Source organism: Sphingobium sp. (genome assembly GCF_035511395.1).
Classification (GTDB): Bacteria; Pseudomonadota; Alphaproteobacteria; order Sphingomonadales; family Sphingomonadaceae; genus Sphingobium.
In genome coordinates this window covers 1-13,948 of record NZ_DATKFP010000096.1, presented here as the reverse complement: position 1 = coordinate 13,948, position 13,948 = coordinate 1, and the positions used below count along the sequence as shown (strand labels likewise).

The following is a 13,948-nucleotide window of genomic DNA, read 5'->3' as shown; positions in this document are numbered from 1 at the left end:
ACTGGAGTTACCACGGTGAACCGGATCGGGAAAATCGCTCCCTTGGGCCTCGCCTTGCTGCTCGGCGGTTGTGTGGGCTCACTGCTCGGCGGCGGGAAGCCCGACAATCTTTTTCGGCTGGAAACCGCTCTTGATCCGCCTGTACAGCAAGCATCCGCCCCCGCTACCCGCAGGGGTGTCATTTTCCTGCCGATCGACTTCGCAGCCGAGGCACGAAGCGATCGGATTCTTGTCAGCCGCGGGGCTGAAACCTTGTACCTCAAGGATGCCCGGTGGGTCACTCCGGCGCCGGACATGCTGGCTGGACTGGCAAGAACCGTGTTCGCCGCGCAGGCATCCGAAATTCTGCTGACGACACCGCGCCAGGCAGCCGGCGTCGATTATGCTCTTCAGCTATCGGTCGATCGGTTCGAGGCCGTTTACGCACCCGCAGCGGGTAAAAAGGACCCGCCGGTCGTGCGCGTGGAGGGCGAGGCGCGCCTGTTCCGCATGAGCGACCGGACGGTGGTGGCGACCCGCCGCTTCGAGGCCGATGCTCCGGCGCAGGACAACCGGGTGAGTGCGATCGTCTCGGCGTTCAGCGTGGCCACGGATCAATATCTCGTCCAGCTCGTCGAATGGACGAGGGTCCGTACTCAATCAAGCAGTCCGTAGTGACGTAAATTGTGCCCGAGTTTTTCTCGGGCGTTTTGCCCCGAAAACTTGAATGGAAGTGCCAAGCTATGATTATTGGTACGGAGATTTCAAACTGCCATGGTAATTTGATTGCAACGTTCAAACGCCTATTGCGTTACGTGCGCATGCTATCACGTATTCCCAAACTGGCGCTTATGGCCATTTTAGTTCTTCCAGCAACCGCTCAGGCTCAAGAAGTGCGTCCAACGACCCCATCCACGGAGGAGGACAAGAGGCCCGTTGCTAACACCTTGAACAAGGCGGGCGACATCGCGACCCAGCCAGTGCGCGACGTGGGCGCCAAAAAACGCGAAATACCTCCCGTTTTAGAACGCGCTGCTCAAGACCCATATGCGACTACTGGGGCGCGTACATGCTCCCAGATCAGCGCTTCCATGGCCGAACTCGGCGAGGTCCTTGGCCCAGACTATGTGCCGGGACATGGCACGAAGGAAAATCGCGCTGGCAAGCTCGCCGAAGCCGGCGGTAAGACGGTCGTGAACGCGCTCATCCCGTTTCGCGGGCTAGTTCGGGAGGTGAGCGGGGCGGCACCGGCAGAACGCCGCTACAATGCCGCGCTGGACGCGGGACTTGTCAGGCGCGGCTTTCTTCGCGGACTGGCCGTTGCACGCGGTTGCAAACTGACTACCGCTCGGCCGATAAAGGGATGATAAAGTTGGATACCTCCATTTTAGAGGGCATAGCGTGGATGGTACGCTAAACAACGCTTAGGGCGAACAATCAGCGAACGTTCAGGCGACGCGGCTATCGGGCGGCAGATTGAGGACCTTGCGGCCAGCGGAAGCGGCGGCGTCCATGTAGATCGTGTTCCAATGACGATCGCGGCGATGACCAGGTTGAGGCCGGATGCCCGATATTGTTGCGCCTCATGGCTGCGGTCGATGATACGGCCCTGGCGGAAGGTGTAGATCGCCTGCGTCAGGGCATGGCGTTGTTCGCTGTTGTTGAGGCCGGGATGGCATCGCCGACGCAGATCGGGGTTTTCGAGCCAGTCGAGCATGAACAGCGTCCGCTCGATCTTGCCGATTTCCTGTAGCGCGACGTCGAGCTGGTTCTGCCGCTCATAGGCGGCGAGCTTCGGGAGCATGATCGATGGGGCGACGTGGCCGGCCTTGATCGATCCTACGAGGCGCAGCACGTCATCCCATTGCTCGCCGATGATGTCGGTGCGGATACGCTTGCCCAACAGCGGGGTGATGGACGGATAGGCCGTGACCGGCGCGATCGGCGCGAGCCGTCTGTCGGGAAAGTCGCGCAAGCGCGGGCAGAAACGAAATCCCAGCATGGCGCACAGGGCGAAGACATGATCGGTCGCCCCGCTGGTGTCGGTGTAATGCTCGGCGATTTTCAGTTCGGTGCCGTGGCTGGTGAGGCCGGCCTCAGACCCGGTTCTTGCGCTCGATCGGCAGCAAGTCTTGGGCTAAAGACGGTGATGCGGCGCGTGAAGTCGCGCCGGCGATCGGCGTGTCGATACCTACACTCTACCGACATATTCCGGCGTCGGCGCAGAATGGGATCGGCGCGGAGGGAGAAGGGGATGAATCCCAGCAATGAAGTATTGGGCGAGGCCCTTGGTCTTCTCGATCTGACGCTAAGCCCAGTAGGAACGATCAAGCCTGATGCGAGACCAGGGAAGGATTGCTAACGGCTAAGCCGCTGCCGAAGACGATCGCATCCTCGACAAAGCCGGTGCCGGTCTGGCCAAAACGCCGCATGGACCACCTGCGCGCCGCAAGGCCGGCGTGGGAGGACGCCAGCGCTGCGCCAACTGCAATAACAGCACCCAACACGCGCTTGTCGCGCGGCGCCAGCGCAGCACCCGCGTAGGCTGCGGTGACACTGCGAACGGCCAGACCGATGGGCACCGTACGATCGGGCGCTGTCTTCATCTTGTCGCCCGCCATCTCGGCTGCCGCCATGACAGCAGTGCCGGCGGCGATGATCGGGTTCAGCATCAATTCCTGGAGCGGAAGGTGGGGCGCGATCTCCTGCCGGCGGGTGGCCGTGGCAATCACGGCCAGCGGGGTCATGCCGCGCTGACCCGCCACCAGACCGATAAGGAAGGAACGTAGCATCTGACTTCTCCAACAAGGAACGAGGAGTTTTTCAAGCGGCCTTTGACCCTCGGGAACGCGTGCTATGCTGCGCCAGGATGGAAACCAGATCGCGCACGCTCTCGCGCAGCGCATCGACGCCCTCAGCGTTGTAGCCGTTCGCCATAGTCTCAGGAACGTGCAAGGCTTGGCTCCGAAGCGTCTCGCCCCGTTCCGTCAGCGTGACCAAAACGCGCCGCTCATCGTTCGGGTCGCGGGCGCGGGAAAGCAAACCCGCACCCTCCATCCGCTTAAGCAGCGGGGTCAGCGTGCCGCTGTCGAGATAGAGTCGTGCACCCAGAGCCCCTATCGTCTGCGGCTGCTGTTCCCACAACACCAGCATGACGAGATATTGTGGATAGGTGAGATTCAACTTCCTCAACACCGGGCCATAGAGGCGGCCCAACAGATTGGTCGCTGCATAGAGCGGGAAGCAGATTTGGCGGTCGAGCAGGAGCGGATCTTCCTCCAACCCCAAGGTCAGCCGCGCGTCGCTCACCGCGTGGTCACGTCGAGTTGAACGTCGATATTGCCTTTCACCGCGTTCGAATAGGGACAGACGGCATGAGCAGCCTGAACGATCTTCTCGGCTGCCGCCTGATCGACGCCCGTGATCGCAATGCCAAGCGTTACGGCGAGCCTGAAGCCACCCCGGTCGTCGGGGAGCAGCCCCACTTCGCCGGTCACCTCGACGTCCTCGTCGCGAACCCTGTCGGCCTGCACACGGGTCACATGAATGACCGCATTCTCGAAGCACGCGGCATAGCCGGCCGCGAAGAGCTGTTCGGGGTTGGTGGCACCGCCTTTGCCGCCAAGTTCCTTTGGCATCGCCAGTTGCAGATCGAGGATACCGTCTTCGCTGCGAACGGTCCCGCTGCGTCCTCCGATAGCCGTGACCTTGGTAGTGTAGAGATGGCCCATAGGTTCTCCTGCCAGATTTGCGATTCCTATTGCTGGCGATTTAATCGCGCGCAAGGCATTATCGTTGGCAGCGACGCTAGTCGTCTCCTTCTGCGGACACTGACGGCTGGCATGGGCTAGCGGTCTTCGGGCCCCTCCCAGCCGAGCCCGAGCGCCTTATGAAGGCCCACAAACGCCCGAACGAACTGTCCCTGCGCTTCCACCGCGGAGATGTCCGCCGTCAGCGCCGCGCGTTCTGCGTCTATGGACGACGTCAGCGGTGCGGCTCCGCGCTCGAACCGCTGGGCTGCGAAGCGAGAAGACTGCCGGGCGCCCTCGGCGCTCCGGTAGCTCGACAGGAGGGTCGCGCGCAGAGTGCCGAAGCGCGACAGGCTCGTCTCGGCATCGGACAGGGCGGCAAGAACGGACTTGCGATACTGGGCCTCCGCCTCGTCCCGTCCGGCGCGGGACTGCTCCACCCGGGCGCGATTGCGGCCGAAGTCGAGAAAGCTCCAGTTGATCCGCGGCAACAACAGGCTCGACACATTGTCGGTATCCAGGACGTCGCCGATATTCGGGCCGCCAAGTCCGATGATTCCCATGATGCTGACCGAGGGGAACTGGCGCGCCACGTCGACGCCGATCTGCGCGGTGCCAGCGGCCAGTCGCCGTTCGGCGGCCCGGACGTCGGGCCGGCGCCGCAGCATCGCCTCAGGATCGCCGATCGCGACGCTCGCGGGGACGGAGGGGATGGCCCCGGGGGAGGAGAGGGTGGCATCATGTGCACCGGGCTCGTCGCCCGTGAGCAGCGCAAGCTGGTCGAGCGTCACCGCGATCTGGCCTTCCAGCGGTAACAGGCCGCCTTGCGTCCGGTTGAGTTCGGTGCGCAGGCGGACGACGTCGTCGCTCGACGACGCACCGCGCCGCTCGCGCTGCTCAAGAAGAGCAAGCGACTGCGCCAGCAGCGCGGAGGATCGGCGCGCCAGCACCAGCCGCTGCTGGAGTTCCCGCAACGTCACGTAATTGTCGGCGATCTCGGCGGAGAGGCGGACCTGCGCGTCCGCCATGTTGGCACGCGCCGCGTCGGCCTGCGCGGAGGCGGCTTCCGCGGCGCGGCGGCGCCCGCCGAACAGGTCGATCTCCCAGGAGGCGTCGAGGCCCGCGTTATAGAACTCGGCCTTGATCCGGTCGTCCTGCTCTCCCTGTGAGGAGAGGGCGAGAGATCCGGCGGGGAGATCCGCAATGATGGCGGTCCCAGTGGCGGATACCGTGGGCAACCGGTTGGCCCGTTGCTCACGCGCGGCGGCGCGGGCCTTGCGCACTCTCGCCTCTGCGATCGCAACATCGGGACTGGCGGCGAGCCCACGCTCGACGAGCGCATTGAGGCGCGGGTCAGCCATCGCCTCCCACCACCGCGCCAGCGGGGGCTCGGCAACAGTCTGGGCAGGGTCGGCGCGGCGGAACGCCGCACCCGCTCTTTCGGCACTCGCGACGGGACGTGGTCCCGCATAGTCGGGTCCGACCGTGCAGCCGGCAAGCAGGAACGGGACAGGGATCAGGAAGCGGATCATCAATGCATGGCCATCTGGGTGCCGGAGGGGATGGGGCGGAGGAACAGCGCCAGCGGCGTCGTGATGGCGATCGCAATCGCGAGGACGACATAGAGGTCGTTATAGGCCATCACGGTCGCCTGCTGGAGCATCTGGCCCGCCAGCTGACGATACGCCCCGGCTTCGCCGGCCGCCCCCGCCATCGCGCGACCGAACCATTCCTGCGTCGCCGCCGCGTTCGCGGACGCTGATTCGGCGAGCCGATTGAAATGCAGGAAGGTTTGGCGATCCTGAAGGGTTGCCATCATCGCGAGACCGATGGACCCGCCCAGGTTGCGGCCCGCATTGAAGAGGGCGGACGCATCGCCCGCGTCCTCGGGCGCGACGGCGCTGATCGCCGCTTGGTTGAGGAACATCATCGCGAAGATCTGGCCGAACCCCCTGACCAGCTGCGATCCGACGAGGTCGCCGCCGGCGGTGTCCGCCGTCATGCTCCAATCCATCGCGCAACTGATTCCGATGGCGACCATGCCGATGATGACGGCCACGCGGACATCGAGATATTTGAAGGCGAGCGGGAGAAACGGCATCATCAGCAGCGCGGGGACACCGGACACGAACACGACCTGCCCGGACTGCAGAGCGCTGTAGTCGGCCATCACCGCCAGGAACTGCGGGATAAGGAAGGTCACTCCGTAGAGAACGACGCCGATTACAAGGCTCAGCACGAACACGCTGCCAAAGGCACGACTGAAGATCAGCGACAGCTTCAGGACCGGCTGCGACGCTCTCACTTGGCCGATGACAATGAGGGTGAACCCGAAAACCGTGGCGATGGCGAGCTTGATGATCATCGCCGATTCGAACCACATCTCCCGCTGCCCCTCCTCCAGCATGACGGTGAGCGAGCCGAGCCCGATCGCAAGCCCCGCAATGCCCAGCCAATCGGCGTTCCGCAGTTGATCGAGGCGCAGGCGCTCATGATCGAGGCCGACGAGCAGCAGCACAGCCAGGCCGGCGCACACGGGAACGTTCAGGAAGAACGCATAGTGCCAGCTGTAATTGTCGGTCAGCCAGCCGCCGATGATCGGGCCGAGCACGGGTCCGAGGATGGCTGTCCCGCCGAAGGCCGCGGTCCCGATCGGCTGCTGTGAGGGCGGCAGCCGCGTGGCGATGATCGTCATGGCCGTAGGTATGAGCGCGCCGCCGGTGAAACCCTGACCGACGCGACCGGCGATCATCATGGGCAGGGTCGTCGAGAGGCCGCAGATCACCGAGAAGCCGGTGAACGAAACGGCGGCGGCGAGCAGGAAATTTCGGAGCCCCAACAGGCGCACCAGAAAGGGGCTGAGCGGAATCATGACGATCTCGGCGACCAGGTATGACGTCGCCACCCAGGTCCCCTCCGTCCCGCTGGCGCCGATCTCACCCTGGATCGTCGGGAGCGCCGCGTTGACGATCGAGATGTCGAGCAGCGCCATGAAGGACCCGATCGTGCCCGCGGCGACCGCAAGCCAGTCCCGTGCGCTCGCGCGTTGACGGGTCATCACCGCTGGGCCTGCGCCTCGCCGCGCCGCAGCCGCTCGCTCTCCTCCTCAATCCGCTTGCGGCTGCCCTTCGCACCGATGGTGTCGATCGCGACCTCTACCGAGAGACCAGGCCGCAGCACCTTGCGCGCCTCGGGTCCTGCCTCGATGCTGATTCTCACCGGCACACGCTGGACGATTTTCGTGAAGTTGCCGGTCGCGTTCTCGGGAGGCAGCACCGAGAATTGCGCGCCGGTGCCGGGCGCGAAGCTCTCGATCCGGCCGCGCAGCTCGGCTCCGTCCAGCGCATCGACCTTGATGGTCGCCGGCTGGCCGACGCGCATGAGGGCGACCTGGGTCTCCTTGAAGTTCGCCTCGATATAGAGCTGGTCCGCCGGCACAATCGACATGAGCCGGGTCGCGGGCTGGACAAACTGACCCACCCGCACCGCCTTGTCGGCAACCACGCCGTCAATGCTGCTGCGAAGCTCGACAGCGCCAAGGTCGGTTGAAGCGCGGTCGAGTTGCGCTTGCGCGGTTTCCCTTTGAGCCAGAGCCTGACCGATGCGGGCATTCTGCGTGTCCAGCCCGCGCCTTGCCGCCAGATAGGTGGCCCGTTGGGCGCGCAGGTTGGCGACCGCGCGATCGCGCTCGAGCACCAGGGCCGCCAGCCGCTCGCCCGATTCCGCCCCGGACCGAGCGAGCGGCTCGTAGCGCCGGACCTCCGCGGCTGCGGCCTCGGCGGCGACTTCGGCGGCGGAAACTTGCGCCGCCGACTGCGCGATGGCCGCGCGCTGCTCGTCGAGCGTGCTGCGTGCCGTCCGAATGCCGGCGACGGCCGAAGCGACCTGCGCCTGCGCCTGTGCAACACTTGCACGATAGTCCCGCGGATCCAGTACGGCCAGGAGTTGCCCGCGTCTCACGGGCTGATTGTCACGCACGAAAACCCGCTCGACATACCCGCCCAGCTTGGGAGAAACCGTCACGAAATCGGCCCGCACATAGGCATTGTTCGTCGATTGATGATACTGCCCGCGTTCACGATAATTCAGATACCAAGCGGCGCCTGCGACAATGCCGGCCACGAGCGCTACGATCAGGACGTAACGGATGACCGGATATCGCTTGAGAAGACCGGGTTTGCTCGCCGGATCTCCGTCATCGCTCTTTGGCCGATCGCCGCGCCCGGCTCCTTCATCGTCATGCTCAGGTGCGTCTGCTTCCAAATCCCTGCGATCTGCCACTCTTCGCCCTTGCGATATGTAAACCGTTCCGTATCATAGGATGTAGTCGGGCTGATTTCCAGCCACGAACTTGGTTTGGAAAGTAGGCGAGTGGTTGGCGAAAAAGGCACGGTAATTCGGCTGATCGGCCTGGCCGCGCTAGGCGGGTGCGCTCTCTCGGCATCGAATGCCCATGCACAGGCCGACGAGCGTGTCGAAGACGATCGCTCCCGCATCACGATCGGTGTCGGTGCCGCAACCTTGCCGGACTACGAGGGTTCCGACCAGAACAGCGTAACTCCCGGAGCCGTGATCGTCGGCAAGATCGCCGGGCACGACGTATTCACACGCGGGACCCAGCTCTACGTCAACCTCGTGCCTAGCGGGGATGGACCGCGGACGAATTTCGAGCTCGGTCTGATCGGCGCGGCGCGGCTCGACCGCACCAACAAAGTCGATAACCTGCAGGTCCGTGCGCTCGGGAAGATCGACACTGCATGGGAAGCCGGTGGCTACATCGGTGTGAGCCGTACCGGAGTCGTTACGAGCGATTACGATACGCTGACGGTGCGGGTCGCTTACGTTCACGACGTCTCCGACGTCCACGACAGCTACGTCATCACCCCCCAGGTCAACTATACGACGCCGCTCTCGCCCCGAACGCTCGTCTCGATCGGAGCGTCGGCTGACTATGTCGGAAAAGGCTATGGGCGCACCTATTTCGGCGTGACGCCCGCGGGCGCGCTCGCGAGCGGGCTGCGGGCGTATTCGATCAACGACTCAGGGTGGAAGCGCTACAATCTGACGGCGTTCGCGGTTCAGAGCCTGAGCGGGGATCTCCGTCGTGGGCTCGGCATAGGAGCCGGCATACTCTACGGCCGGATGCTCGGTAGGTATAAGCGCAGCCCGATCGTCATGGACGTCGGCGACGCCGATCAGTTCTCGGCCGCAGCCGGGCTGACGTACACCTTCTAGACCGTACACGCGGGCATCGAGACGAGCCCGCTTCAGGCGAATTCACAGAGAAACTCGCACTGTGCCGCACATACGACCGTGTCAGGGCTATCCTGCCATGCCTCGATCTGCGCCACCGCCACTCGCCTGCCGATCCGCCGCACCTGTGGACGCGCGATCACCGGTGCCAGCCGCATCGACGCCAGGAACTGCACATTCATGCTGATGAGGCGCGGAATACTGTCATGGTCCAACTGGCGCGCCAGAACGACGCCGCAGGCGAGCTCAAGAAACGCTGTGACTGCGCCGCCGTGAAGTGCCCGCACCACCGGGTTGCCGATGAGGTCGGACGTAGGCGACAGCGTCCAGAGCGTGCCCTCTTCGGTTACGTCGATCATTTTGCCGAGTTTCGAGCTGAAGCCCGACGTGGCCACAATCACGGCTGTCCGCATATCGGCGCTCACGCCGCAACCCCTCGATTGATCGAGAAAACGCCCTGAGCCGCGGCGAACACCTCGGCCGGATCGGTGTCCCAAACCTCCGCACGCACGAATGTCATGATCTCGGACACTCGATAACAGTGTGCCCACGCCGTCACTGGCGAGCGGGCCGTTGGTAGACGAATATGATCGATCTTGAGGTTGAGAGTGGATATCGACACCCGCTCCAGCCGGGACATCACGGCGGCGCCGCATGCGTGATCTATAAGGCTGGCGATCGCTCCGCTCGCAATCCCGCCGTTGGACCCGCTCAGATCGGGACGCCAAGGCAGTCGCAGAGAACACAGGCCATCGCCCACCGAAAGGAGACGGAAACCCAGCTCTGCGCTCCACGGAATGATGATGCCCGTGGCATTGGCGTCCTCCGGCACGGTGATCTCACCTCCAGCATTCACAAATGAGCGTTCCAACCAGTCCCCGTCCAGTCAAGAGCGTAAAAAAGAAAACGGAACCGTTAGGTTTACATATCCATGTGCCGCACTTAGTGGTTGGTCAAGGCTATGGAGACTCGCTCGAACCGCCTGCTGGTGTTCTCGGTGATCGGTGCCATTGCCGTCGCTCTGTTCGCGTTTGCGTTCTGGCTTCTCGCGGCCAGGAATCCTGATGGTCGAGAGTATCTGATCCGCTTCAAGAACAGCGTGACAGGCGTCAAAAACGGGTCGCCCGTCACCTATGCTGGCGTTTCCGCGGGCCTGGTAACAGCCGTACGATTCGACGGCCAAGACCCTTCGACCGTGCTTGTTACCGTCCGTCTCAACCCTGAGATACCGATCGTAGAAGGCGTCAAGGCGCAGATTTCAAGGTCCTTCATTGGCGGGGACGCAACCATCATCCTGGACGGCGGACAGAGGGGGGCGTCGCCAATCGCGGCAACCAATAGTGAGCCCCTTCCGGTCATTCCTGAAAAGAAGGGCGGGCTTCTTGGTTCAGGCGGTGACCCGGTCGCGCTGATCGAAAAGATCAGCCGCTCGGTCGATAACATTTCGGCCGATCTTGATGAGAAGGGGCAGCAGCGGACCCGCGAGCGACTGGCCGAACTGAGCGCCAAGACGGCGGTTTGGCCTACCAAGGCGGCTCGACTGGCTGACGGGATAGCCGGCGCGGGAGACGGAATGCTCGGGGTAGGCAACTCGATCGCGGGTGTCGGCGAGCGCGCCGCCCGCATCCGCGCCAAGCTGGAAGCGCGTCGCGATGCCAGCCTTGGAATCGATGACAAGCTGCGCAGCGCTCGGCGCGCGGCGGAAGAGTTTCGTGGCGACGTGGAGTCTCTGCGCCCGGCCGTTCGCGCCCTCGAAGGCCGAAGTCGTGTGGTTACAGAGTCCGTTCGCTCGGCGCGATCCACTACACAGCGCCTCGGCGACCAGGTCGAACGCGTTGATCGCGAAGGACTCCAGCTGTTCGGGGCGCCAAAGTTGCCCGATTATAATTCAGCACAACAGTCGCCACCACCATCGCGCTAGCGCCAGCGTTTCGTGGTACGAGGGACGCTCATCCTCGGGACCGCCCCCGATTGTATTCAGGTCCCTCCCAAAATTGAACAAGGCGGTGGCCGTGAGCGCATGAGCAGGACATGGTGGTGCATCTTGGCAACCGGTCGCAGATTTCAGCTTCAGCGACTATCAGGCATCGCGGAGGCGAGATTGAAATGAAGGGGCGAGGAAGCGGCAAGCGGGGCGGTAGGACTGGCAGGCCAACGACAGAGGCAGCGATCCGACTGACCTCCCATATCCTGCAAAGCGCTCGTGAAATGTTCTTCGAACATGGCTTTGACGGCGCGAGCGCTGACATGATCGCCGAGCGTGCAAAGATCTCGAAGCGGACCCTTTACGCCAGGTTCGGCAGCAAAGCGCGTATGTTCGAAGCTGTGATCCTCGACGAGATTGACACGCAACTTCGGGCACTGGAGCCGGCCGTCGATGCGGATCTTGCTGTCGTGGACAGGCTGCAGTCGATCGCCGATGTGCTTCTCGAGTGGCTGCTTACGCCACGCATCGCTTCAATGGAGCGTGTCGTGATCGCGCAGGCCGTGCGCTTTCCTGCGCTTGCCGCCAACATTCACGAGTTCGGCTTTCAGCGCGCCGCTCAGTGGGTGGCGAGCATTCTCGGGGCTGCTGCCGCCAAGGGTGAACTCGATCTACCGGATCCCGTTTTCGCCGCTGAACAGTTCGTGACCCTCGTGGTCGTCGCACCGATGCGCCGCGCGGCGCTCGGCCTCGCCCCTCCAGCCTATGACGAAAATGCCCGCGCCCGAGTGAGACGGGGCATCGAGCTTTTTATTATTGGCTGTCTACCTCCCGCACTCGGAACCGAGAGTATGCAATGACCGAGGTCGCAGATGACATTCCGTTGAGTGAGCGGGAAAGATTTGGAGAGCTCGCGCGAATCTTCGCACGTCACGGACTCGGTGGCCTCGCCTCACGCGTCGGCTTGGCGAGCGGTCCGCCGACATGGCCGGTCGAGCCCGACGCACCCACAAGAGTAGTCGCACTTCTTCGCGATCTAGGTCCGGTCGCAATAAAGCTGGGCCAGCTTCTCGCCACACGTGGCGATCTTCTGGGGCCGGACTGGGTGAGTGCGCTATCGACATTACAGGATCAAGTTCCTGCGGTACCATTCCACGAGATCGAACCCGAACTCGTCTCGTCTCTCGGGGCGCCCGTTGCTGATGTTTTCGCGCGTTTCGATCCGAAACCAATCGCCGCGGCGTCGATTGCCCAGGTGCACGGTGCAGCCCTTTTCGATGGGACCGAAGTTGTCGTCAAGGTGCGCCGCCCGGGAATAGCGACCCGCGTCGACGCCGACCTGAGATTGCTACGACGACTTGCGCGTCTGGCCGAACGGCGCTCGCCGGAACTGCGGCGGCTTAAGATTGACGAACTGCTGCGCTTCTTCGCCGAGAGCCTGTCTCAAGAAATGGATCTGAGCGCCGAAGCGGCAGCATGTGAGGGGATTGGGTCATTTCTTGACACGCTAGGCGTGAGGACACCGAAGTTCTTTTGGGATTATGTCGGCCGCCGCGTCAACGTCCAGGAGCGGCTTGAAGGAGTCTCGGTGCGCGGCGTCCTTATTGCAGTAAACGAGGTAACAGACGCGGCCGCAATTGCAGGCACCTACGCGGACGCCATATTGCGCATGATCATCTTTCACGGCCGATTTCACGCAGATCCTCATCCCGGGAACGTATTCGTTCTTCCAAGCCGAAAGATCGCCTTCATCGACTTCGGCGCCACCGGAACGCTGACTCCAAACCGTCGCTCGGAGCTGGTCACCCTGGTCCTAGCCATCGCGGGAGAAAATCCGCGCGCGGTCGCGGATGTGCTGATAAACTGGTCAGGCGACCGGACCGTTGAGGTGGATGGGTTGCAAAGGGATCTTGAGTCTTTGATCGGTCAATTTCGTGGCGCTGTCTTGAAACAGGTTGATCTGTCCGAGATATTCTCGCGCGTGTTCACGTTACTGCGCCAATACCGTCTGGCATTGCCGCCCGACCTTGCTTTGCTCCTGCGCACATTACTGACCGCCGAGGGATTGGTACGGACTCTAGACCCAGAGTTCGATATCGCGGCTAGGGCGATGCCGATCGCCCGCGAGCTTGCGCGCGAGCGAATTAGTCCTGCCGAACTGAGAAAAGGTGGGCGCCGCCTGGCAACAGGGATCGGCCGCTTGGCCGCAGCCTCTCCCGACCTGATTGGACTGGTGGAGAAAGTAGCAAAGTCAGGTACAATCCCGGTTCACGTGTCATTACCATCACCGAACAAGGAGAGGCCGTCGCCCCAAAGAGATATACTCGCTGCCGGTCTGATCGTAGGCGGAGCGGTTCTCTTTAGTCAACAAATATACATATCGCTAGCTTCATGGGGAATTGCTGTGGTCATATTGGCACTTACTAGAAAACGATAGATTTTACTGGTTGTATCCTCATCGAATTATGCCATCATAAAAAGGTGTTCAAAACGCTGGGCCAGGCCGCCGGGAGCTATGCGGCCCGGCCCAGCTAGGTTCACCTTCCCGCAAGCCCGGAGGGTGTGAGTGACTTGCCGGTGGTGAGTTCGTTTTCCAGCACGGGAACAGCCGTGCCGGCGATCTGCTGCAGCGCTGGGTCGGTGCCGTCTTGGGCGTATCCCTTGTGGATTGCCCACGCCGCTTGTTGCACCTTCGCCGACTGGGTGAGATAAAGGTTATCGAAAGCGCTCTTCGGTGCCTTTTGCAGCAACTTGACAAGAGCAGCGCGGTCGGCCGACAACGCTGACGATGGTGCCTTGATCGTGCGCTGATCGTTTTTGAGCGCTGCCATCAGTGCTTTCTGGCTGCTTTGTGCCTCGGCTAGGACGCGCTTGGCGTAGGATTTGACGTCGTCCCGCTGCGCGCGCGTTGCGGCAAGCTGGGCAGCCTTTATCTGATAGACGTTCGCGTCCGACGCGGCGAGAACGTAGTTTGGGCCGCTTTGGCTGGCAATCGGCTCTACCCCGACATCCGCGCTGGTCATCGTTCCTGACGTGGATGGGG

At 63.0% G+C, this 13,948-nt stretch carries 15 protein-coding genes and 1 pseudogene; 6 read left to right on the top strand and 10 right to left on the bottom strand.

Features of this window, described 5'->3' with window-relative positions:
- Positions 1–654: ABC-type transport auxiliary lipoprotein family protein (locus VMR39_RS06055; protein ID WP_325415088.1), on the top strand; the 654-nt coding region annotated here is incomplete at its 5' end.
- A gap of 68 nt (positions 655–722) precedes the next feature.
- Positions 723–1,346 carry a hypothetical protein gene (locus tag VMR39_RS06050; RefSeq protein WP_379511687.1) on the top strand — a complete coding sequence of 208 codons (624 nt, stop codon included), beginning with the start codon at positions 723–725 and terminating at the stop codon, positions 1,344–1,346.
- Between the two features lie 81 nt (positions 1,347–1,427).
- On the opposite strand, the pseudogene VMR39_RS06045 reads toward VMR39_RS06050, so the two are convergent.
- From VMR39_RS06045 to VMR39_RS06015, 7 genes and pseudogenes are all read right to left on the bottom strand, one after another.
- Positions 1,428–2,071, bottom strand: a pseudogene (locus tag VMR39_RS06045) (Tn3 family transposase); the annotation flags it as partial.
- Positions 2,072–2,306: 235 nt separating this feature from the next.
- Positions 2,307–2,771, bottom strand: coding sequence for a DUF4126 family protein (locus tag VMR39_RS06040; protein ID WP_037508620.1), 465 nt, complete (start codon positions 2,769–2,771; stop codon positions 2,307–2,309).
- Between the two features lie 31 nt (positions 2,772–2,802).
- The gene (locus VMR39_RS06035) at positions 2,803–3,261 is read right to left on the bottom strand and encodes a MarR family winged helix-turn-helix transcriptional regulator (RefSeq protein WP_346763656.1); all 459 of its coding nucleotides are present in this window, start codon (positions 3,259–3,261) and stop codon (positions 2,803–2,805) included.
- A gap of 23 nt (positions 3,262–3,284) precedes the next feature.
- Complete coding sequence (locus tag VMR39_RS06030) at positions 3,285–3,710, bottom strand: organic hydroperoxide resistance protein (RefSeq protein WP_037508618.1); 426 nt, start codon at positions 3,708–3,710, stop codon at positions 3,285–3,287.
- Positions 3,711–3,826: 116 nt separating this feature from the next.
- On the bottom strand, positions 3,827–5,260 hold the full coding sequence (locus tag VMR39_RS06025; protein WP_037508616.1) for an efflux transporter outer membrane subunit: 1,434 nt from the start codon (positions 5,258–5,260) through the stop codon (positions 3,827–3,829).
- Positions 5,260–6,786 carry a DHA2 family efflux MFS transporter permease subunit gene (locus VMR39_RS06020; protein WP_037508613.1) on the bottom strand — a complete coding sequence of 509 codons (1,527 nt, stop codon included), beginning with the start codon at positions 6,784–6,786 and terminating at the stop codon, positions 5,260–5,262. The genes VMR39_RS06025 and VMR39_RS06020 overlap by 1 nt, the downstream gene beginning before the upstream one ends.
- Entirely contained in the window at positions 6,786–7,850 is a 1,065-nt protein-coding gene (locus VMR39_RS06015) for an HlyD family secretion protein (RefSeq protein WP_325415087.1), read from the bottom strand. The genes VMR39_RS06020 and VMR39_RS06015 overlap by 1 nt, the downstream gene beginning before the upstream one ends.
- 249 nt (positions 7,851–8,099) lie before the next feature.
- Between VMR39_RS06015 and VMR39_RS06010 the strand changes: the two genes are divergently transcribed.
- Positions 8,100–8,963, top strand: a complete 864-nt coding sequence (locus VMR39_RS06010) for a MipA/OmpV family protein (protein ID WP_052076596.1) — start codon at positions 8,100–8,102, stop codon at positions 8,961–8,963.
- Between the two features lie 32 nt (positions 8,964–8,995).
- On the opposite strand, the gene VMR39_RS06005 is transcribed toward VMR39_RS06010, so the two are convergent.
- Both VMR39_RS06005 and VMR39_RS06000 read right to left on the bottom strand, forming a co-directional pair.
- Positions 8,996–9,406 (bottom strand): PaaI family thioesterase, encoded by a 411-nt coding sequence (locus tag VMR39_RS06005; protein WP_052076595.1) that lies wholly within the window; start codon positions 9,404–9,406, stop codon positions 8,996–8,998.
- Positions 9,403–9,852 carry a PaaI family thioesterase gene (locus VMR39_RS06000; protein ID WP_133496535.1) on the bottom strand — a complete coding sequence of 150 codons (450 nt, stop codon included), beginning with the start codon at positions 9,850–9,852 and terminating at the stop codon, positions 9,403–9,405. Before VMR39_RS06000 ends, VMR39_RS06005 begins: the two co-directional genes overlap by 4 nt.
- Positions 9,853–9,930: 78 nt before the next feature.
- On the opposite strand from VMR39_RS06000, the gene VMR39_RS05995 reads away from it, so the two are divergent.
- From VMR39_RS05995 to VMR39_RS05985, 3 genes are all read left to right on the top strand, one after another.
- Complete coding sequence (locus tag VMR39_RS05995) at positions 9,931–10,902, top strand: MlaD family protein (protein WP_182115450.1); 972 nt, start codon at positions 9,931–9,933, stop codon at positions 10,900–10,902.
- A gap of 110 nt (positions 10,903–11,012) precedes the next feature.
- Complete coding sequence (locus VMR39_RS05990; protein WP_230588530.1) at positions 11,013–11,765, top strand: TetR/AcrR family transcriptional regulator; 753 nt, start codon at positions 11,013–11,015, stop codon at positions 11,763–11,765.
- Positions 11,762–13,342, top strand: a complete 1,581-nt coding sequence (locus VMR39_RS05985) for an ABC1 kinase family protein (RefSeq protein WP_080726997.1) — start codon at positions 11,762–11,764, stop codon at positions 13,340–13,342. The genes VMR39_RS05990 and VMR39_RS05985 overlap by 4 nt, the downstream gene beginning before the upstream one ends.
- A 100-nt stretch (positions 13,343–13,442) precedes the next feature.
- Here VMR39_RS05985 and VMR39_RS05980 read toward each other — a convergent pair.
- On the bottom strand, positions 13,443–13,948 hold a 506-nt coding region (locus VMR39_RS05980; RefSeq protein WP_325415086.1), incomplete at its 5' end, for a DUF4142 domain-containing protein.